The organism is Chryseobacterium sp. A321 (genome assembly GCF_054489265.1).
Map to the genome: position 1 here is coordinate 545669 of NZ_JBTMWZ010000001.1, position 21138 is coordinate 566806.

General features: G+C 41.2%; 20 protein-coding genes. 12 read left to right on the plus strand and 8 right to left on the minus strand.

The features are described 5' to 3' along the window. Nucleotides 1-141: 141 nt before the first annotated feature. Nucleotides 142-1080 (plus strand): ribose-phosphate pyrophosphokinase, encoded by a 939-nt coding sequence (locus ACX3PZ_RS02615; RefSeq protein WP_459082832.1) that lies wholly within the window; start codon nt 142-144, stop codon nt 1078-1080. 108 nt (nt 1081-1188) lie between these two features. Further along, nucleotides 1189-1824 (plus strand): 50S ribosomal protein L25/general stress protein Ctc, encoded by a 636-nt coding sequence (locus tag ACX3PZ_RS02620; protein WP_459082834.1) that lies wholly within the window; start codon nt 1189-1191, stop codon nt 1822-1824. A 79-nt stretch (nt 1825-1903) separates the two neighbouring features. Here ACX3PZ_RS02620 and ACX3PZ_RS02625 read toward each other — a convergent pair whose 3' ends face one another. Beyond that, a complete protein-coding gene (locus tag ACX3PZ_RS02625) occupies nt 1904-2725 on the minus strand; it encodes a GLPGLI family protein (protein WP_459082836.1) in 822 nt (273 codons plus the stop codon). A 247-nt stretch (nt 2726-2972) separates the two neighbouring features. Between ACX3PZ_RS02625 and ACX3PZ_RS02630 the strand changes: the two genes are divergently transcribed. From ACX3PZ_RS02630 to ACX3PZ_RS02650, 5 genes are all read left to right on the plus strand, one after another. Next, entirely contained in the window at nt 2973-3302 is a 330-nt protein-coding gene (locus ACX3PZ_RS02630; protein ID WP_459082838.1) for a HesB/IscA family protein, read from the plus strand. Nucleotides 3303-3377: 75 nt separating this feature from the next. Beyond that, a complete protein-coding gene (sufB, locus tag ACX3PZ_RS02635) occupies nt 3378-4826 on the plus strand; it encodes a Fe-S cluster assembly protein SufB (RefSeq protein WP_459082840.1) in 1449 nt (482 codons plus the stop codon). A gap of 71 nt (nt 4827-4897) precedes the next feature. Then, complete coding sequence (gene sufC / locus ACX3PZ_RS02640) at nt 4898-5644, plus strand: Fe-S cluster assembly ATPase SufC (RefSeq protein WP_459082842.1); 747 nt, start codon at nt 4898-4900, stop codon at nt 5642-5644. Nucleotides 5645-5715: 71 nt separating this feature from the next. After that, on the plus strand, nt 5716-7023 hold the full coding sequence (sufD, locus tag ACX3PZ_RS02645; RefSeq protein WP_459082844.1) for a Fe-S cluster assembly protein SufD: 1308 nt from the start codon (nt 5716-5718) through the stop codon (nt 7021-7023). Nucleotides 7024-7090: 67 nt separating this feature from the next. Further along, the gene (locus ACX3PZ_RS02650; protein ID WP_459082846.1) at nt 7091-7609 is read left to right on the plus strand and encodes a hypothetical protein; all 519 of its coding nucleotides are present in this window, start codon (nt 7091-7093) and stop codon (nt 7607-7609) included. Between the two features lie 20 nt (nt 7610-7629). Here the strand turns inward: ACX3PZ_RS02650 and ACX3PZ_RS02655 are convergent, their stop codons facing one another. Together ACX3PZ_RS02655 and ACX3PZ_RS02660 are read right to left on the minus strand one after the other, a co-directional pair. After that, nucleotides 7630-8787, minus strand: a complete 1158-nt coding sequence (locus tag ACX3PZ_RS02655) for a M20 aminoacylase family protein (RefSeq protein ID WP_459082848.1) — start codon at nt 8785-8787, stop codon at nt 7630-7632. A 1-nt stretch (nt 8788) separates the two neighbouring features. Next, nucleotides 8789-10252: an MFS transporter gene (locus ACX3PZ_RS02660; RefSeq protein ID WP_459082850.1), complete on the minus strand. Its 1464-nt coding sequence runs from the start codon at nt 10250-10252 to the stop codon at nt 8789-8791. A gap of 217 nt (nt 10253-10469) precedes the next feature. On the opposite strand from ACX3PZ_RS02660, the gene ACX3PZ_RS02665 reads away from it, so the two are divergent. Next, nucleotides 10470-11162, plus strand: a complete 693-nt coding sequence (locus ACX3PZ_RS02665; RefSeq protein ID WP_459082852.1) for a ribonuclease H-like domain-containing protein — start codon at nt 10470-10472, stop codon at nt 11160-11162. 9 nt (nt 11163-11171) lie between these two features. Next, the gene (locus tag ACX3PZ_RS02670; RefSeq protein WP_459082854.1) at nt 11172-11501 is read left to right on the plus strand and encodes an SUF system Fe-S cluster assembly protein; all 330 of its coding nucleotides are present in this window, start codon (nt 11172-11174) and stop codon (nt 11499-11501) included. A gap of 68 nt (nt 11502-11569) precedes the next feature. On the opposite strand, the gene ACX3PZ_RS02675 is transcribed toward ACX3PZ_RS02670, so the two are convergent. Beyond that, complete coding sequence (locus tag ACX3PZ_RS02675) at nt 11570-12412, minus strand: sulfurtransferase (RefSeq protein ID WP_459082856.1); 843 nt, start codon at nt 12410-12412, stop codon at nt 11570-11572. Nucleotides 12413-12424: 12 nt separating this feature from the next. Next, on the minus strand, nt 12425-13273 hold the full coding sequence (locus ACX3PZ_RS02680; protein ID WP_459111939.1) for a hydroxymethylglutaryl-CoA lyase: 849 nt from the start codon (nt 13271-13273) through the stop codon (nt 12425-12427). Nucleotides 13274-13434: 161 nt separating this feature from the next. Here ACX3PZ_RS02680 and pepT point away from each other — a divergent pair, with 161 nt between their 5' ends. Together pepT and ACX3PZ_RS02690 are read left to right on the plus strand one after the other, a co-directional pair. After that, nucleotides 13435-14688, plus strand: a complete 1254-nt coding sequence (pepT, locus tag ACX3PZ_RS02685) for a peptidase T (RefSeq protein ID WP_459111940.1) — start codon at nt 13435-13437, stop codon at nt 14686-14688. Nucleotides 14689-14796: 108 nt separating this feature from the next. Beyond that, nucleotides 14797-15630 carry a UDP-2,3-diacylglucosamine diphosphatase gene (locus ACX3PZ_RS02690; RefSeq protein ID WP_459111941.1) on the plus strand — a complete coding sequence of 278 codons (834 nt, stop codon included), beginning with the start codon at nt 14797-14799 and terminating at the stop codon, nt 15628-15630. A gap of 5 nt (nt 15631-15635) precedes the next feature. Here ACX3PZ_RS02690 and thiL read toward each other — a convergent pair whose 3' ends face one another. Next, on the minus strand, nt 15636-16694 hold the full coding sequence (gene thiL, locus ACX3PZ_RS02695; RefSeq protein WP_459082864.1) for a thiamine-phosphate kinase: 1059 nt from the start codon (nt 16692-16694) through the stop codon (nt 15636-15638). 36 nt (nt 16695-16730) lie between these two features. Beyond that, on the minus strand, nt 16731-17225 hold the full coding sequence (locus ACX3PZ_RS02700; RefSeq protein ID WP_459082866.1) for an acyl-CoA thioesterase: 495 nt from the start codon (nt 17223-17225) through the stop codon (nt 16731-16733). Nucleotides 17226-17312: 87 nt separating this feature from the next. Here ACX3PZ_RS02700 and ACX3PZ_RS02705 point away from each other — a divergent pair, with 87 nt between their 5' ends. Next, on the plus strand, nt 17313-18521 hold the full coding sequence (locus ACX3PZ_RS02705; RefSeq protein ID WP_459111942.1) for an aminoacetone oxidase family FAD-binding enzyme: 1209 nt from the start codon (nt 17313-17315) through the stop codon (nt 18519-18521). A 9-nt stretch (nt 18522-18530) separates the two neighbouring features. Here the strand turns inward: ACX3PZ_RS02705 and mutS are convergent, their stop codons facing one another. After that, nucleotides 18531-21110 (minus strand): DNA mismatch repair protein MutS, encoded by a 2580-nt coding sequence (mutS, locus tag ACX3PZ_RS02710; protein WP_459111943.1) that lies wholly within the window; start codon nt 21108-21110, stop codon nt 18531-18533. Nucleotides 21111-21138 lie beyond the last annotated feature (28 nt).

The following is a 21138-nucleotide window of genomic DNA, read 5'->3' on the forward strand; positions in this document are numbered from 1 at the left end:
TGACTGTATCGGATTTGCCTTTAGCCTTTACAAGGGTGGTCCCATTTTCCCTGTGAAAAAGATAACCTCTAACATTTAACGGTCCCAAATTCATGTTACATTAAATTTTGTTTAAATTTGTGCTCTAATAAAAAGTTAAAAATGGCGGAGCAATTAAGTTATTTATTTTCGACAAGAACAAGCAAAGAATTAGCAGAAAAGATGGCTGAATTTTATGGTCAATCGCTAGGGAAAATCAATTTTCAAGAATTTAGTGATGGGGAATTTGAACCGGTTCTTGATCAATCTGTTCGAGGAGGACGTGTCTTTTTAATTGGGTCGACATTTCCACCTGCAGACAATTTATTAGAACTTCTTCTAATGATTGATGCGGCAAAAAGAGCGTCCGCAAAAAGCATTACGGTCGTTATTCCTTATTATGGACTCGCAAGACAAGACCGAAAGGACAAACCAAGAGCACCAATTGGAGCCAAATTAGTAGCCAATCTACTTACCGCGGCAGGGGCCACTCGCATCATGACCATGGATTTGCATGCGGACCAAATCCAAGGATTCTTTGAGATTCCAGTGGATCATCTTTACGCCTCTACCATTTTCGTAGATTACATTACTTCATTGAATCTAGATAGTCTTACCGTTGCCTCTCCAGATATGGGAGGAGCGAAAAGAGCGAAAAACTATGCGGGACACTTAGGAGCAGAAGTGGTTATTGCTTATAAAGAAAGAAAAAAGGCCAATGTCATAGAAGAGATGTTCCTTATTGGAGACGTGAAAGACCGCAACGTGATCCTGATCGACGACATGATCGATACAGCAGGAACTCTTTGCAAGGCAGCAGAAATTTTAATGAAAAACGGAGCGAAATCCGTTCGTGCGATGGCAACCCACGCAGTCCTTTCCGGAAAAGCCTATGAAAACATTGAAAATTCACCTCTTTTAGAAGTAATCGTCACGGACACCATTCCCGTAAAAACAGAACTTAGCTCTAAAATCAAAGTACTCTCGAGTGCAAAGCTCTTTGCAGACGTGATGAAAATGGTACACGAGCACCAATCCATCAGCGAAAAGTTCATAATTTAATTCGCAAACGACAATCCAATCTCTCCGCCCTCCCTTTTCTTGGAGGGCGGTTTTTAGTTTAGCAAAAAAATAGTTATCTTTGCCCACTCAAAAAATAATTTTTTTACAATGAAATCAATTACAATTCAAGGCACAAAAAGAGAAAGCGTGGGCAAAAAGTCTACAAAAGCTTTACGTGATGCTGAACTAGTTCCTTGTGTTGTTTATGGTGGAGGTGAACCTTTGAACTTTTCTTCTGAAGAAAAAGCATTCAAAGGCTTAGTTTACACGCCAGACGCACACACAGCTGAACTTGTTATCGACGGTCAAACCATCCCTGCAGTTCTTCAGGACATTCAGTTTCACCCAATTACTGACAAAATTTTACACGTAGACTTCTACAGATTATCCGACGACAAACCGGTAATCATGGAAGTACCTGTAAGATTAACAGGTCGTTCTAAAGGGGTTGTTGCTGGGGGTGCGCTAAGACAATCTTTCAGAAAACTGAAAATCAAGGCTCTACCTGCAAACCTACCAGACGAAATCGTAGTTGATGTAACTCCACTTAAAATTGGTAACAAACTTTATGTAGGTGACATCAAAACTTCTAACTTCACTTTTATGCATCCAGACAACGCAGTTGTTGTGGCTGTTAAAATGTCCAGAACTGCTCTTAAAGGTGGTGCTGCTCAAGACGATGATGAAGAAGAAGAAACAACGGAAGGTGCAACTGACGCACCCGCAAGTGAATCTGCAGAATAATAAAAATCTCTTAAGAGACACAAGAAAGCCGCTTCATTTTCATGAAGCGGCTTTTCTATTTCGTTCAATTTCTTAAAATCTATTTTTCAATTCCGTTGCTTGAATCCTTTATCTCGGTAAGCAATCTATTTTGGATTTCCTTTTGTCGGCTAGGATCCATCCCTCCTCTCCCTTGACCTCGACCGGGTCCAGAAGCTGCGGCCATAAAAGCCACAGGATCCTTGCGGAATCTTGCTTTTTGCTTTTCAAAATCAGAACGCTTTAAGTTGATTAGACGTCCTCTGCCAAACCCACTGGTGTCCGCGCTATTCGCTGCGCTCACGTTTAGAGCTTTGCTTTCTTTTAAATCAAAGCTATACTCACCCGATTCATCCTCTACTTTTACAATCAGTCCTGGAAGACCTGAAAACTTATAAGGTCCATCTGCAAAAGGGATTTCCGTAGTAAACCAAGCGGTCCATTTTCTTCCCCCAAAATCTACGGTTGCTTTTTGCGCAGAGTAGTCGCCCACTTTAGTCGTTTCGTCCTGGATTTCCCAAGCCATTTTACGATCCTCCTGGTAAGCGTATTGATCACGACCAATTCGTTCTTGGTAGGTGGTAACTTGATCTTTTAAATTTTTCTTTACTACGTAGTTTATTTTCGAGTTTAGATCTCTGAACTGAGAGGCTTCCATGGTCCCAGTCACTCGCACACGCTGGATCAAAGAATCTCGCTTTACCGAATTTTCTGACTGAAATACCGATTGACCCTCCCCTACATCGAGAAGTACGTTTTCAACCACCACTTGGTCAGGTTTTTCTAGATTAGGAACCATCCTTGCCTCGTAGACAAATCGCATCGATTGCGCACTGCCTAAAAAACTTACTGTGACAAGTAAGGAAAGCATTAATTTTCGCATTTCAAATTATTTAAAGTTGGATATGAATTTTTAAGAAAAGTTAAAAAATCTCCCTTGAAAAAACACATTTCTTTTTGAACATCCCATCCATGGCCAATCTTCAAGCTTTTCAATATCTTAAAAAAGGATAAAATAGTCCTCTTAAAGTCTCTGTCAATGGGAATGATAGGTAAAATAAGGAGTTAAATTTGATAATCCATGTAATAGTTCGTATTTTTGTAATCTAAAATCATTCTAAATAAAAACAATGATCAAAGTAAGCGATCAAGCAAAACAGAAAGCCATCCAACTCATGAGCGATGATGGGTTCGATGCACTAGTAGACTACATTCGTGTAGGCGTGAAAAGTGGGGGATGCTCAGGACTTGAATATGTCCTGAAATTCGACCATTCGAAAGAAGAATTAGATCAGGTTTTTGAAGACAACGGCATCAAAATAATCATTGATAAGAAATCTATCCTCTACCTAGCGGGAACCGTACTTGAGTATTCAGGTGGCCTCAATGGAAAAGGATTCGTATTCAACAATCCGAATGCCTCGAGAACTTGTGGTTGTGGAGAAAGTTTTAGCTTATAGCAAGCAAAGGGCTCCAAGTGCAGCCTCTAATTCTATAAAACAAATCGTTTTAAAGAATAACCTATTGTAAATCTTATGACTAAATATACAGAAGACGATCTTAGAGAAGATCTCAAAACCAAAGAGTACGAAGCGGGCTTTTATACGGACATTGAATATGAAGATTTCCCGACCGGACTGAATGAAGACATTGTTCGATTAATCTCGGAAAAGAAAGAAGAACCAAGCTGGATGACGGAATGGCGTTTAGACGCATACCGAGTTTGGCTTAAGATGACTGAGCCTACTTGGGCCAACATCAAACATGAATCTCCAGACTTCCAAGCTATTAAATACTATTCAGCGCCCAAGAAAAAGCCAGAATTAGAAAGTCTTGACGAAGTAGATCCAGAACTACTGAAAACCTTTGAAAAACTAGGGATTAACATCGAGGAGCAAAAAAGGCTTTCCGGTGTGGCTGTGGACATCGTAATTGATTCCGTATCTGTAAAGACCACCTTTCAAAAGACACTAAAAGAAAAAGGGATTATTTTCTGCTCTATTTCGGAAGCCATCAGAGAACATCCGGAACTGGTCAAAAAATACCTAGGCAAAGTAGTTCCGAGAGGAGATAATTTCTATTCTGCCCTAAACTCCGCTGTATTTTCGGACGGTAGTTTCTGTTACATTCCAAAAGGGGTGAAATGCCCTATGGAACTTTCTACTTACTTTAGAATTAACCAAGCGGGAACAGGCCAATTCGAAAGAACTTTGGTCATCGCAGACGAAGGAAGCTATGTATCTTACCTGGAAGGATGTACTGCACCATCGAGAGATGAAAACCAATTGCACGCTGCCGTAGTAGAGCTAATTGCAATGGACGGTGCCGAAATTAAATATTCCACAGTCCAAAACTGGTATCCAGGAGACGACCAAGGAAAAGGAGGGGTTTACAATTTTGTAACCAAACGTGGACTTTGCGAAAAGAATGCAAAAATTTCTTGGACCCAAGTAGAAACTGGATCTGCCGTGACTTGGAAATACCCAAGCTGCATTCTTAAAGGAGACAACTCCATTGGAGAATTCTACTCGATTGCTGTGACCAACAATCATCAATATGCCGATACTGGGACCAAAATGATCCACATAGGTAAAAACACAAGATCCACGATTATTTCCAAAGGGATTTCTGCTGGAAAATCGAACAACTCATACCGTGGACTAGTGAAGGTGATGCCAAGCGCAAAAGGAGCGAGGAACTTCTCACAGTGTGATTCACTCTTAATGGGCAATGAGTGCGGCGCGCACACTTTCCCATATATTGAAATAAAAAACCCAACTGCGCAACTTGAGCATGAGGCCACCACTTCCAAAATCGGAGAGGATCAGATTTTCTATTGCAACCAAAGAGGAATTAACACAGAAAAGGCCATCGCACTTATTGTCAATGGATTCAGTAAGGAAGTACTAAACAAGCTTCCCATGGAATTTGCAATTGAAGCTCAAAAATTACTTGAAATATCACTAGAAGGATCTGTAGGATAATATCCCCAGATTAAAAACCTAAATTTAAAGTCTGCCATCACGATTGGCATCACAAATACGCAAATTAGATTATGCTTAAAATTAACAACCTACATGCCGAGATTAAAGAGGAAGGCATTGAAATACTAAAAGGAATCAACCTAGAGATCAAACCGGGAGAAGTCCATGCAATCATGGGACCTAACGGAGCAGGAAAATCAACTCTTTCTTCTGTCATTGCAGGAAAAGAGGATTACGAAGTTACGCAGGGAGATATCCAATTTGAAAACAGCAGTATTCTAGAGGACGCACCGGAAGACCGGGCACACAAAGGAATTTTCATGTCCTTCCAATACCCGGTGGAAATACCTGGTGTGACGGTAACAAACTTTATCAAAGCTGCGTTAAACGAGACTCGTAAAGCGCATGGTTTAGAGGATCTACCTGCAAAAGAACTCCTTGCTCTTGTGAGAGAAAACTCGGAAAAACTAAATATTCGCAAAGATTTCTTAGGCCGTTCGTTAAACGACGGATTCTCAGGTGGAGAAAAGAAAAGAAATGAAATTTTCCAAATGCTAATGTTGAATCCCAAACTTGCGATTCTGGACGAAACGGATTCGGGACTCGATATCGATGCCTTGCGAATCGTTGCAGACGGGGTAAATTCATTTAAAAACGAGGGAAATGCAGTTTTATTAATCACGCACTACCAAAGACTTTTAGATTATATCCAACCTGACTTTGTTCATGTTCTAGCCGATGGGAAAATCATCAAAACGGGTGACAAATCTCTTGCCTTAGAACTTGAAGACAAAGGCTATGATTGGCTGCTAAACTAAGATCTTAACCTGGGAGGCCAACCTCTCGACTTATTTTTTGCCCCGTGGGGCAGTAAAACCTAAATATAAGAATGCCACTATTAGAATCAATTCAAAATAACCACCCTGAATTTCTACAAACTCTTGAGCACCGTTTTCTAGATGAACCTAGAAAGGAGGCTCTTGCGAAATTCCTTGATCTAGGCTTTCCGACTAAGAAAGACGAGGAATATAAATACACGAACCTAAAGGAAATTACAGAAAAAGAGTACTCGATGTTCCCTGTGGAAGAACATCATATCACCGAGCAGCAATTAAGCGAACTGCATCTAGGAGAAGAAAACTTTGACTGGATCGTGTTCATTAACGGGAAGTTGCATAAAGAACTATCCAAAGTCTCCATTGAAAATGTGGAATTCATGTCCTTTAAGCACGCCTTAAACGATGCGAACTACAAAGAAGTTTTTGAGAAATACTTTGGCAAAGTTGCAAATCCAGAATTGGCGTTTACCAATTTGAACATGGCTTATTTCCGCAATGGATTCTTCATGAAAGTACAGAAAAACGTCGTGATTGAAAAACCAATCCACGTATTCTATCTATCCGACAATCAACCTACCCATACTTTCTATAACACAAGAAACCTACTGATCGTGGATCAAGGTGCTGAAATCGAAGTCATTGAAAGTCATCACAACTTTGACTCTCATAGCGTCCTAACCAATTCGGTTACGGAAATTTTCACCTACTCCAATGCAAAAGCGGATTGGCACAAAGTTCAAAACGACTCTGCTACTTCCTATTTAATTGACCACACGTTTGCCCAACAAGAAAGTGACAGTCTCACCACAGTAAACACATTCTCTTTCGGAGGGAAAATCATTAGAAACAATTTGGATTTCATTCAAAACGGTTCTAATATTAATTCGTTCATGAACGGAATTACCCTTATTGGAGACGACCAACTTGTAGATCACCACACGGCGGTACACCACAACCAGCCTAACTGTGAGAGTTATCAAAACTACAAGGGAATCTACAACGATCGTTCTCACGGGGTCTTTAATGGAAAGGTTTTTGTGGATAAAATCGCACAAAAAACCAATGCCTACCAGCAGAATAACAATATTTTACTCTCTGAAGGAGCAAGTATTGACACGAAGCCACAATTAGAGATTTTTGCAGACGATGTAAAATGCTCCCACGGCTGTACCGTAGGTCAGTTAGACAAAGATGCACTGTTCTATTTAAGACAGCGCGGGATTTCTGTCAAAGAAGCGCGGGCCCTTTTATTATATGCCTTTGCAAATGATGCGATGGAAAACATCGACATCGAACCTCTAAAAACCAAAATCTCAAAACTTTTAGCCGAAAAACTAGAAGTTCAAATTGAGTTTTAATTTTTTTCATAAATGATTTTTTAGATCTGCCGCCTTTTGGACGGCAGATTTTTCGTTATTTTACACCATGGATCACAAGGCAATTAAAGAAAATATCCTTTCCTATTCAAAAGAGCAGAAAGTAAAAGAGGCTGTGGAATACCTCGTGGAAACCTATGGATTAAGCCACAGCAACATTCATGGGTTTGAGCTCCGAAGCGAAATCTCACCAAACAGTCTTCTTCTCACAGCCGAAGGCCCCATAGGAGGAAAGCAAACGGTGTATTTGCCTCAAAATATTTTGCATTTCGATCTTTCCCTTATCCTCAATATGATTGCACATGAGATGCTCCATGTTCGTCAAAAGGACCGCGAAAATCCAGTGGAGGATAAAAATGAACGCGAATGGCAAGCCTACTACGAAATGCTATTCCATCCCCACTTTCCTTTGATCCCTGATGCTCCTGATTTTAACCGCATTCAATTTGCCGAAAAAGCCCTTATTTACTACAACAGGATGGGAGAAGGATCTGCACTCCAAATTCGATATGAAAAACAAAAAAGGCAAGTTCAGGCGCTACTTGAGTCTCTGAAATTGCCTAGTTAGAAAGGAATGTGATTCTTTATCTATTTTAGATACTCTTCCACGAGGTGGATCCAATAGCTCGCGCCAACTGGTAAAATACTTTGATTAAACTGGTATTTTGGATGATGTACCATAAAGCCTTCTCCATTGCCCACCATGCAATAATTTCCCTTTTTCTTTTGTAGCATAAAAGCGAAATCTTCACTTCCCATATACGGCGGGGAAGGATATTCCACACGTTCATTGCCAAAATACTTTTCTGCAACTCCTTTAGCAAACGCTGTTTCTTCTGGCGTATTCACGAGCACTGCACCGGGCACTCCTTCTTTGATTTCATAAGTCACTCCAAAACTTTCTGCCTGCGCTTTCGTGATGGACTTAATCTTAGCTAAAACCATTTCTCGATCCTCAGAGCGCATCGTTCTCGTACAAATCTTTAACGAAGCGGTTTGCGGAATTACATTTCCTGCATTTCCTGAATTGAAAGCTCCTATGGTCACCACCGCGCTATTCCATGGACTCATATTTCGACTTACAATCGTTTGCAATGCCATTACTAGGGCGCTTCCTGCCACTACAGGATCAATTGCTTTTTCAGGCATGGAACCGTGTCCTCCTTTGCCCTCTAAGATGATCTCCCAATTGTCAACTGCAGCCATAAACTCGCCATCTGCAAAATGAAAGGTCCCTTCTTTTAGCCCCGGCATATTATGCATTCCAAAAACAGCATCCATAGGAAATTTTTCAAAGAGCCCATCTTCGATCATTGCGACTCCTCCCTCCATGGTTTCTTCACCCGGCTGAAAAATTAAATGGATCGTTCCGTTAAAATTCTTCGTTTCAGCTAGGTATTTTGCCGCTCCAAGAAGCATAGAGGTGTGTCCATCATGCCCACACAAATGGGACTTCCCTTCGAACTGACTTTTGTAAGGGAGATTGTTATCTTCCTGGATAGGAAGCGCATCAAAGTCTGCTCGTAAGCCTATGGATTTATTTGAATCTCCAACTTTCAAAGAAGCCACGATTCCGTATTTCCCTATCCCCTTGGTGACCGTATACCCTTCAAACTGTTCCAATTTCTCTGCAATAAAATCCGCTGTGTTTTCTTCTACCATGGACAGCTCAGGCGACTTGTGCATGGTTTCCATCCACTGGTTTAACTCTGCCTGTCTGCTTTTTAAAATTTCAATTGTGTCCATACTATTCAATTTGTTTTTTACCTTTTGGTATTGTGACCAGAATGCTAATTATGGCAAGAATTGCCATAATGAAATTTACGCCTAAGGCGATACTAGCGCCTTGGCGAATTGCTAAATTATCTTGTCGTCCCTGAAAAACGACCAAGTTGTTCACCCATTCAATCGGGCCCTCATTCCCGCTAAGTGCCGTAAACACACTTGCAGAAATCGCCACTCCAATAGCCGCTCCTAACGAAGAAGCCATTTTATAAATTCCCGAGCCTGCGCCTGCCTGATCATCAGGCAAATTGGAAAGTGCCGCATCCGTCGAAGGCGTGGCATAAAAGGCAAGACCCACCCCGAAAAGTGAGAAGGCTACAACGGCTAAAATTTTATAGGTATCCGTCATGACAAAGGTCAACATCAGAAGTAAAATGGAAAACCCTACAATACTTGCTCCCCAAAGCATCGGTTTTCTTGCTCCAAAACGTTGGAGCAACTTTTCTCCGACTCGGATAAAGGCGACAATGGCGATTGCGTATCCTAAGGTTAAAACACCTGACTCTTGAGAACTTAAACCTGCTCCCAATTGAACGAGGGATAGGGAAATAATCAAAATTCCGGCGCACGCATTTAAAAGAAAATTAGAAATTGTTGCCCCTGTATACGTAAGGTTTTTAAACAATTTAAAATCCACGAACGCTAAAGAATTCTTAATTTCAACTCGGAAAAACACAACACCGAAAAGAACAAATACTCCAAGTAGCCCTAAGGACTTTGGACTCATCCAGCCCCAATCACTTCCATTCGATATGAAGAATTGAAAGGCTATAATCGCGATCATAAAAGTGACCACGCCCAGGAAATCAAATTTATAGGAGCCGTTCGTTTCTGTTTTGCTCTCCGGAGTTCCTCTCACCATTAAGAATCCAATGATGGAGATGATAACGGTACTCCAAAAGATATAGCGCCATCCTAAATTAGAGGCCACAAGTCCGCCAAATAAAGCACAAAAACCTGAACCTCCCCATGAACCAATCGACCAAAGACTAATGGCTCTTTGTCGTGCAGGACCTTGCCAATAAGCTTTCACTAGTGCAAGACTGGCAGGCATTAAACAAGCTCCGGAGAGTCCTTGCAAAATCCTCCCGCTGATTAATACATAAGAACTAGAAGGTCCTATCGGCGTAATTGCAATGAGAGCGGACCCCAGCATGCTTAGAATAAATCCTATCTGAACCATTTTCACTCTACCCACACGGTCTGCAAGTCCTCCCATGACCACGATAAAAATTCCTGAAAATAAAGAGGTAATTGAGACGGCAATGTTCATCGTGTTTTGCTGAATTCCAAGATCTTTCGCCATTTCCACATTGATATTCAATGTAGTCTGTGCGAAGAGCCAGAAAGCAAGCACCCCAAGAATCATCCCAAAAAGCAAACGATCTGTACCCTGGAAGCCTGAGGACGTTGTGTTTGTTTCCATACTATGTTATTTATATGTTTTTGTGCTTAGAAAAAGTATTCTTTTTAGGTTTCTTGAACCTGCCATTCACGAATTATTCCTACCCTGCTTTTCAAATACCTACTTACAAATTGTAAGAATTTTATCTTCTTTGATTAACGAAGTTAGTATATTTTTCTTTGCCGTGAAGTGTAAAAGTGTTAACTTAACTTTACATTAGTATCTAAAGTCCCATCCTATGATAAAACAAATTCCCATTGAAAAGATCCTATTTTTAGACATAGAAACTGTCTCACAAAAGCCAAAATGGGAAGAACTTTCCGATACAGAAAAGTACCTATGGAACAAAAAAGCAAAATCCCAACTTCTGGAAGGTCAGGATTCCTCGGAAGTCTACTTTGAACGGGCCGGTATTTTCGCAGAGTTTGGAAAAATTGTCTGTATCTCTGTGGGTATGGTCGAAAAATCAGGCCGCTTGAAAATTAAAAGCTATGCTGACAATGACGAACTCATCCTTCTTCAAGAATTCGGCGAACTTTTTAACCACGCTGGCATGCGTGGGACAATTCTCTGCGCTCACAACGGAAAAGAATTTGATTTTCCATGGATTTCTCGGCGCTATCTAATCAATGGAATGCAGCCACCCCAAGCGTTCCAAAATTTTGGAAAAAAACCTTGGGAAATCCCCCATCTAGACACGCTCGAACTTTGGAAATTCGGAGAATACCGTAGTTTCGTTTCCTTAGAACTTCTTTCTCATGTATTAGGTCTTCCCACGCCAAAAGACGACATTGACGGATCCATGGTTTCGTCTATCTTTCATATAGACAAAGATTTAATTAGAATAATTAAATATTGTGAAAAAGATGTCTTAACTTTGGCAAACGTATTTTGCCGACTTAGGCAAGAACCTATTTTAGAACGTTATTAAGAGAATTAAATGAGTTTAACAGACGAACAAGTCGCTAGTATAGGCGAAAAGATTATTTTAACATTAAAGACGGTTTACGATCCTGAGATTCCGGTCGATATATACGAATTAGGGCTTATTTATGATGTCCAAATTTCAGAAGAAGGCGAAGTGAAAGTCATCATGACTTTAACCACTCCGAACTGTCCAGTTGCCGAATCCCTACCCCAAGAAGTGAAGGAAAAGGTCGCAGGAGTTCCTGGCGTGAAAAATGTAGATTTAGATTTGACATTTGAACCGGCATGGAACAAAGACATGATGAGCGAGGAAGCAAAATTCGAGCTTGGCATCTTATTCTAATCGTTAGCCTAGATATAGACAAAAAATCATACAAAAAAAGAGGATTTAGCATCCTCTTTTTTGTTTTTTTAACGCGTAGCAAGCGGCTCGCTGCTTCGACTCCACTCACTCCATGATCCCACATAGAGCGTAGGGACTTCAAGTCCTGCATAACTCATTGCCAAAATGGTATGACAGGCCGTGACACCAGAACCACAATGTACAATAGGGGAATGACTCTCCTCTTTCTCAAGAATTGATTCGTATTTTGATCTTAAAATTTCTTTGTCTAAAAACAGTCCGTGCTCATCTAAATTTTCAGAAAAGGGAACATTCAAGGCTCCTGGAATATGGCCTGCGACTAGGTCAATGGGTTCAAAATCTCCTTGGAAACGGCTCTCTTCTCTCACGTCAATTACCACTCGCTCTTTTTGATCTATTGCTTTTTTCACCTCAAGAAGGGATACCACAGGAAGACCCCATACTGTGGCCGCTATTCTTTCGGCAGGCTTTGCTTGCTGAGGTCCTGAACCCAGAGGGATTCCCTTAGATGCTCCTGCTGCAAATCCACCGTCTAGTACGTAGACCTCATCGAGGCCAATCGCTTTTAACATCCACCAAGCTCTTGCGGCCGCATTTGCGCCAAAACTAGTGTCATAAATCACGACAAACGAGTCACGTCCTATTCCGAGCTGACTCACCGTCTCTAAAAACACAGAAATTTGCGGAAGCGGATGTCGTCCCCCTTTTGTAGGGTCTTGCGTTACAGCACTTAAATCTGTATTTAAATCTACAAACAATGCTCCGCTTAGGTGGCTTGTCAAATACTCCTCCTTGGCTCCCGCTCCTGTTCTTGCGTCCCATAAGACAAGTGAGGGATCAGAAAGCCTATCCTTCAACTCCTTTGCTGAAATTAATGTAGTGTTCTTCATTGCATTAAAGTATTAAAAATGGAACACGTCTTTTGCCCGGTTATAGGCACTTTCAAAATTCAGTAAATTAAGACCGTGGGGAATATTTTTATTGTGCAGAAAATTAATCAATTGCTCCGTTGGAAGATTACCGACTAAATCGTCTTTGGCCATTGGGCATCCTCCAATTCCTTTAATAGCAGTGTCAAAACGCAAGCAACCCCGATCGTAGGCTGCTTTAATTTTTTCGTAAGAGTCCTCGTAGCGATTGTGAAAATGCGCACCAAAATTAATCTCCGGATTTAAACTTGGAATTTTGTCGAATAACAAATCTATGGTCTCGACTGTAGCCACTCCAGTTGTATCGGAGAGTTGGATGTTCGTGATGCCTAACTCAATAAAACGTTTGGCCCAATAATCCACATCCTCCCATCTCCATTTTTCCCCATAAGGGTTTCCAAAGGCCATCGAAAAGTACAAATTCAATTCTTTGCCTTCTGCATTTGCCATTTTAAAAATCTCTCCAATTTGTCGAAAGGCTTCTTCTTGATTCTTGTTTGTGTTTCGGAATTGAAAAGTTTCCGAAATAGAGAAAGGGAAGCCTAAAACATCGACATTGGAATGGCTTAGTGCTTTTTCAGACCCGCGTATATTCGCGACGATCACAGAAAGTTTTGTCTTCGAATTGGATTTGTCTATTCGGTCAACTACTTCTCCACTGTCCGCCATTTGGGGAATTGCCTTTGGGGATACAAAGCTTGCGCAATCTAAAACATCAAAACCTACACTCATAAGTTCATTTATGTAGTCAATTTTAGTGTCAGTGGGAATAAATTCACCCCATCCTTGCATGGCATCTCTTGGACATTCAGTAAGAAACATGTGTTTGTATTTGCGTTTACGTAAAGATAAACATTTTGACCAAAGTCCAAAATCTACTCTCAAAAAATCACCGCACTCCAAACGGGGCATAAACCTCCTTGCAAGAGTTTAGGGCTAATTTATTACCTTTGTTTAATTACAATTACATATTCTATTAAAGCATGCAACCGATAAATTTTACACCTGAGTGGAAGTCTAAACTTCAAGACCGTTTTCTGAATTACGTGAGAATATACTCCACCAGTGACCCTGAAAGTGAATCTTGTCCTTCAACTCCTCAGCAGTGGACCATTGCAAAATACATATTTCAAGAGCTTCAAGAACTAGGACTTAGCGATGTAGAACTAGACGGACAGGGGTATATTTATGCCACCCTGCCTTCCAATAAAGAAAATGACAGTGATCCGACAATCGGATTTATTGCGCACTACGATACTTCACCCGACTTTAATGGAGAGAACGTCAATCCTCAAATTTGGGAAAATTACGACGGAAAAGATCTTATTTTAAATGAGAAAACAGGATTTACTTTGTCTCCTAACCGCTTTGAGAGCTTGAAAAACTATGTAGGTCAAACCTTAATTACTACGGACGGAACCTCTCTTTTAGGGGCGGACGACAAAGCAGGTGTAGCGGAAATCGTGACTGCAGCTGAATACCTGTTAGCACATCCCGAAATCAAACACGGAAAAATCGCCATTGGATTTACTCCTGATGAAGAAATTGGTAGAGGGGCTCATAAATTTGATGTCGAAAAGTTTGGAGCAAAATGGGCCTACACCATGGACGGAAGTGAAGCGGGAGAACTTGAATATGAAAACTTCAATGCTGCAGGAGCGGTTGTGAAGATCCACGGACTTAGTGTCCACCCTGGATATGCCTATGGAAAGATGGTGAATGCTGCTTTGCTGGCCAGTGAGTTTGCAGCGCTACTTCCTGCAGATCAAATCCCTGGAACGACAAGGGGGTATGAGGGATTTTTCCATCTTATGGAAATCACAGCGGACATCTCCGAAGCTAAACTTCAATACATTATCCGTGACCATGACAGTGAAAAATTTGAACAGAGAAAATCCCTACTTGTATCCATCGTGAAGGAGTTCAATGCAAAGCATGGAGACGACACTGCGCAGGTCGAAATCACGGAGCAGTATCGAAACATGAAACAACAATTTGAAGGCAAGATGCACATTGTCGATATTGCAGCTGAGGCTATGAAAGCCTCAGGTGTTGAACCCAAAATTAAAGCCATCCGCGGAGGTACTGACGGAGCACAACTTTCCTACATGGGACTTCCTTGCCCAAATATCTTTGCGGGAGGAATGAATTTCCACGGACCCTATGAATACGTGGCAATAGAAACGATGCAAAAAGCAATTAAGGTTATTATTAACATCGCTCAAGCAGAGAAATAAATTGAGTCCATACTCCCCTTACTTTCACTTGAATTAAGGGGAGTTTAAATTTAATTTTAAGTTCATACGCAATTCATATCTACCCTTTATCTTTGGGAAAAACGCATTATGGCGGACCGAAGAGAAATTGAAATTGCTATCGTCTCAGATCTTCATCTTGGAACCTACGGGTGTCATGCCAAGGAATTTTTAGCTTATTTGAAAAGTATCCATCCCAAATTACTCATTTTGAATGGAGACATTATAGACGGTTGGGCCTTCTCCAAGCGCTATTTTCCAACGTCGCATATGGCCGTCATTTCTGAACTGTTCAAGATGATGCAGCGAGGAACCAAAGTGATTTACATTACAGGAAATCACGATGAATTCCTAAGAAAATACGCCGACATTTCCTTTGGAAACCTACAACTGACCAATAAGTACCTTCTTGAGATTCATGGGAAAACGCATTGGATCTTCCACGGAGACATCTTCGATCATACGACGAAAGGGGGTGCCAAGATAATTGCGAAAATAGGAGGTATTGGGTACGATTGGCTCATCCTACTCAACCGAGCCATCAATTGGGTTTTAAAATTGATGGGCAAACAAAAAGTCTCTCTTTCCAAACAGATTAAGAATTCGGTGAAAAAAGCGGTCAAATTTGTGGGCGATTTTGAACAAAAAGCCATTGAACTGGCGATTGACAATCAGTACGATTTTGTCATCTGCGGTCACATCCACATGCCTTGCGACAAGGTTGTGGAAACGAAAATGGGAAAAACCCGCTATCTTAATTCTGGAGATTGGATTGAAAATCTTTCTTGGTTAGAATACGATCGAGGAGAATGGAGCCTTCATTACTTTGATTCCACTCAATACAAAATCCCTAAACTCGAACCTTACAAAACAAATGTAGAGCTTAAGGATTTTCTAACTCAGAATAATTCCGCAGTGGTGTAGACTCTTTATTCCTCCGCATTCAAAAAAGCATCCCAACCTTGAGCCGTCAAGTCGGCCAATTCGTTACTTCCTCGAAGTACCATTTTATTTCCTTGTGGCGCATCCACAACATGTCCAATGATTGAAAAATCAGGATGATTTTGAATTTTATCGAAATCTGTAGCGGCAATGGTAAAAAGAAGTTCATAGTCTTCTCCTCCATTAAGGGCACACATGGCTGGATTAAGATTAAACTCATCGGCCGTCGTAATCGTGTTTGGATCTAAAGGAATCTTCTCTTCGTAAAGTCTAATTCCCACGCCAGATTGCTGGGAAAGATGCAAAATTTCGGAGGCCAGTCCGTCTGACACATCAATCATCGAAGTCGGCTTAATACCCAGAGTAACTAATTTTTCCTTTATATCCGTTCTTGCTTCCGGTTTTAGTTGACGCTCTAAAATGTATTCATATCCTTGCATCTCAGGCTGCATGCTTGGATTGACAAGGAAAACAGAATGTTCTCTCTCTAAAATTTGAAGACCTAGGTAGGCTCCTCCGAGATCACCACTTACCACAAGTAAATCTCCTTCGTTTGCCCCGCTTCTTTTCACAATTTGATCCTCTGGGCTTAACCCAATGGCTGTGATACTAAGAATTAGCCCGGAAGTAGAACTTGTGGTATCTCCCCCTACTAAATCCACCTTATAATGCTCACAAGCGAGACGAATACCTTCGTAAATCTCCTCCAATGCTTCCACAGGAAAACGATTGGAAACCGCAACGCCGACCACAATCTGTGTAGGTGTCGCATTCATTGCGGCAATATCACTCAAATTTACAACCACCGATTTATACCCCAAATGCTTTAAAGGCACATATCCCAAATTGAAGTGAACTCCTTCAATCAGCATGTCGGTACTTACCAGTACTTGCTGATTCAAAGGATCGATCACGGCCGCATCGTCTCCGACGCCTCGTTTTGAACTCTCATTCTTTAAACTGATTGTGTCTGTGAGGTGCTTAATTAAACCAAACTCTCCCAAAGCAGAAATCGGTGTGCGCTGTGGATTTTTCTCTTCTAACATAGGCTATAACTTGAATTCTAAATTGTGAGATATACTTTATTTAAACTGTGAAGGATCTATGTTTTCGGGACGAAATGGGAGAGACTTCAGATCGTCTTTGGTGAGGATTTTTGTGGATTCTGATTTAAATTCATTCATCACTTCCATAATATCAGAAGGAGGTGTGGTGCTTTTTCTAAGCATTGTATCAATCCATACACCCAGAGCTACCGCACTGGCACAGTGAGTCCCATCCGCCAAATAAAACTTGTGCAAAAACCGATAGATTCCTCCATCCTCTGAAACTCCATCAATTTCCAAACTAACTTTCACTTTCTGCCCCATGTAAATTTCTTTAAAAAAGGAGAATTGTTCGTTTAGAATCACAGGGCCAATGCCCCATCGGTTTAATTCTTTTAAACCCATCTTACGTTCAGTCATAAAAGCCATCCGGGCCTGTGCGCAATACTGCATATAAGACGAATTGGCCAAATGGCGGTTGGCATCGATATCGCTCCAACGCACGTTAAAATCACAAAAGTATGTTGACATATAAGTATACTATTTAATTCTTCAAAATTACGCATAAATGAGCGGCTAGAAAAATTGTAATTTTGCAGCTGAAAATTAATCGTACTCATGCAAAAAAAGCACGTGATCGTAATTGGAGGAGGAGCAGCTGGATTTTTTTCAGCGGCTAACCTTGATGCCTCCAAATACCATCTGACCATTCTGGAGCAAAATCAAGAAGTATTACAAAAGGTAAAAATATCCGGGGGAGGTCGCTGCAACGTATCGCATGCCGAATTCGATCCGAGAGAATTAGTGGAGTACTATCCGAGAGGAAAAAAAGAGCTCAAAAGTGTTTTCTCCAAATTTCAGCCTGCAGACACCATGGAATGGTTTTCTCAGAGAGGAGTCGAAATCAAAATTGAAAACGACGCTAGAATGTTTCCTATATCCAATTCTTCTTCATCTATTATAGAATGTCTTAAAAACGAGGTCCAAGGTAAAGGATTTGAAATCCGCACCAAGACCACGGTTCTAGCTCTTGATTATGAGGACGGATTCTACCGCGTGCAAAGTACAGCAGGAGAATTTAAGGCCGATTATGTTATTTTCGCGACAGGTAGTTCACCAAAATCACTAAAACTATTGGAATCGATGAATCATAAATTGGTTCCGCAGGTCCCGTCCTTATTCACCTTTAACATTAAAGACCCAAGACTAGAAGGGCTCGCTGGCACATCTTTTCCCCAGGCCGAAGTTAGGTTTCCTCAACTAAAGTCTGAAGAAAATGGTCCATTGCTCATTACCCATTGGGGACTTTCTGGCCCCTGCATTCTTAAAGCCTCTGCATGGAATGCAAGAGAGCTCGCGGATTTAAAATACGATTTCAAAATCGTCGTCAACTTTATTAACCTTTCTTTCGAGGAAGCGAAATCCCGGTTCATGGAGTACAAAGAGGCGCATCCTAAAAAAAGTCTTGCCCAAAGCAAGCTTTTTGAAGTCACCAATCGCTTCTGGAATCACATGATTCACTATTGTCATATAAAAGAGGAAAACCAGCTGGCCAATCTATCCACCGCACAAATTCATACCCTTATGAAAAACCTATGCGAAAGTGAATTTCAGGTGAAGGGCAAGTCTACTTTTAAAGATGAATTCGTTTCTGCAGGCGGTGTGGATTTAAAAGAAATCGATTTTAAAACGATGGCTTCAAAAAAGAAGGACCGCCTTTACATCGCGGGAGAAGTCTTAAACATTGATGCAATCACAGGAGGGTTTAATTTTCAGGCCTGTTGGAGCGAAGGCTGGCTCATTAGCCAAGCGCTAAACAACCTCTAAAAAGAGCCTCTACTTCCCAATCATTTTTTTAATCGAATTCAATTTCATTAGAGCTTCGATCGGAGTTAACTCATCAATGTTAATCTTGGTAAGTTCTTCGCGAATGTTTTCAAGAACGGGATCGTCCAACTGGAAGAACGACAATTGCATATCTTCCTTTTGATCTTTCCTTCCTTTCTTTTCAGGTGTGGCTCTTCGGCTCTCAAGTGTTTTTAAAATTTCATTTGCGCGATGAATCACAGGAGAGGGCATCCCTGCTAATTTGGCCACATGAATCCCGAAACTATGCTCACTACCTCCCCGAAGCAGCTTGCGTAAGAAAACAATACTTCCTTTGTTTTCCTGAATGGAAACATGGTAATTCTGAATTCTTGCAAAAGAACTGCTCATCTCGTTTAATTCATGATAGTGCGTAGCGAAAAGGGTTTTGGCCTTTGTTTTATCCTCATGAAGAAATTCAGCAATGGCCCAAGCGATTGAAACCCCGTCGTAAGTAGAGGTTCCCCGTCCGATTTCATCCAATAAAATCAGACTCCTTTCGGTCCTATTATTCAATATACTAGCCGCCTCGTTCATTTCAACCATGAACGTAGATTCGCCGGCCGAAATATTATCTGAAGCTCCCACGCGAGTGAATATGCGGTCTAGTATTCCAATTTCTGCATGCTTCGCAGGAACAAAACTTCCAATTTGTGCAAGCAAACATACCAGGGCTGTTTGGCGAAGGATCGCAGATTTACCGGCCATATTGGGTCCGGTTACCATCATAATCTGCTGGGTTTCCCTGTCTAAATACAAATCGTTTGGAATGTATTTTTCGCCCAGTGGAAGGACCTTTTCAATGATAGGATGTCGCGCCTCCTTTAAATCAATCGAAAACGAATCATTTAATACCGGTCGCGTATAATTCTCAGCGCTCGCAAGCTCGGAAAGTCCAATTCCCACATCAATTCGTGCAATGATTTGAGAGTTGGCTTGAATCCCTATAATATACTGCATGACATGCTGACAAACTTCGCTATAAAGTTCAAATTCTAACTGAGAGATTTTATCTTGGGCCCCTAAAATCTGGGTTTCATACTCTTTTAACTCTTCTGTAATAAACCGCTCTGCGTTCACCAAGGTTTGCTTTCGAACCCATTCGCTGGGCACCTTGTCTTTGTGCATGTTTCTCACTTCAATGTAATAGCCAAAAACATTATTGAAATCAATTTTTAAGGAACTGATTCCGGTTCTTTCAATTTCACGGGCGCACATTTCATCCAGAAATCCTTTGCCTTTGCTTTGCAGGCCTCGAAGTTGATCAAGTTCACTAGAGACACCCGTCTTAATCACATGTCCCTTGGAAAGACTCACAGGCAATTCCTCATATAGATGAGAATCTAGGTACTCGATTAATTCGCTAAGGTTATGCAGAGGATTTAGTAGATCCTTAGCTTCTTTAAATTCACTGAGTTTTTGATCGATGAGCTCTATGCACTTTAAGCTTTGACTTAGATTGCCTAATTCTTTAGGTAGAATCTTTCCGGAAGCCAATTTTCCTAAAAGCCGGTCTAAATCGGAAATGGTTTTCAAATCGTCTAGAATGTCAAACTTAAGGGTTTCCTTCTCATTAAAAAACTCAATTAACGAGAGTCGGCGATTAATTGCCTTTAAATCGAGTAGCGGCAAAATAATTTGACGTCTTAATAAACGACCCCCCATCGGGGTGACGGTATGGTCAATAATTTCTAACAGACTTTTTCCCTCTCTTTGGCTTGGATTTACGACTTCCAAATTTCGAAGGGTGAAATTATCAAGGACCAAGTAATGATTTTGCGGGATGCTCTGAAGCGTAGTTATGTGCGATAAGAGTGAATGATGTGTATCCTCCACAAGGTACGCGAAAATCGCACCAGCAGCGACAATTCCCATCTCTAGATGGTCCACACCAAACCCTTTAAGAGATTGGGTTTTAAAATGGGAAGCTAACTTTTCTCTAGCATACGGTAGTTGAAATGCCCAGTCCTCAAGTTTAAATGTATTCTTGCTCGAAAGATTGCCAGGAAGCTCCTTAAGTCTTTGAAATATAATTTCGCTGGGATCGAATGTATCTACTACATGGGTTAGCTCCTCAAGTTTCCCTTCTCCAATAAAGAACTCACCCGTTGATATATCCACAAGTGCATACCCAAACTGGTCTTTTACTCGGTGCATAGACATAAGGTAATTGTTCCGCTTGGAGTTCAAAACTTGATCGTTAAACGTAACCCCCGGTGTCACGAGTTCCGTCACCCCTCTCTTAACGATGCCTTTTACCGATTTTGGGTCCTCCAATTGGTCACAAATCGCCACTCGAAGTCCACTTCGAACCAATTTTGGAAGGTAAGTGTCAATGGAGTGATGAGGAAAGCCGGCAAGCTCGGTTCGCGAATCGCCATTGTTTCTCTTGGTAAGAACGATCCCTAAAATTTTAGAGGCTTTTACCGCGTCTTCTCCAAAGGTTTCGTAAAAATCACCAACCCTAAAAAGCAGTAGAGCATCGGGGTATCGCGCCTTGATCCCATTGTATTGGCTCATTAAGGGGGTGAGCTTCTTTTCCTTCGCCATGTTTTTTTATATGCATCGGTCGCTAGGA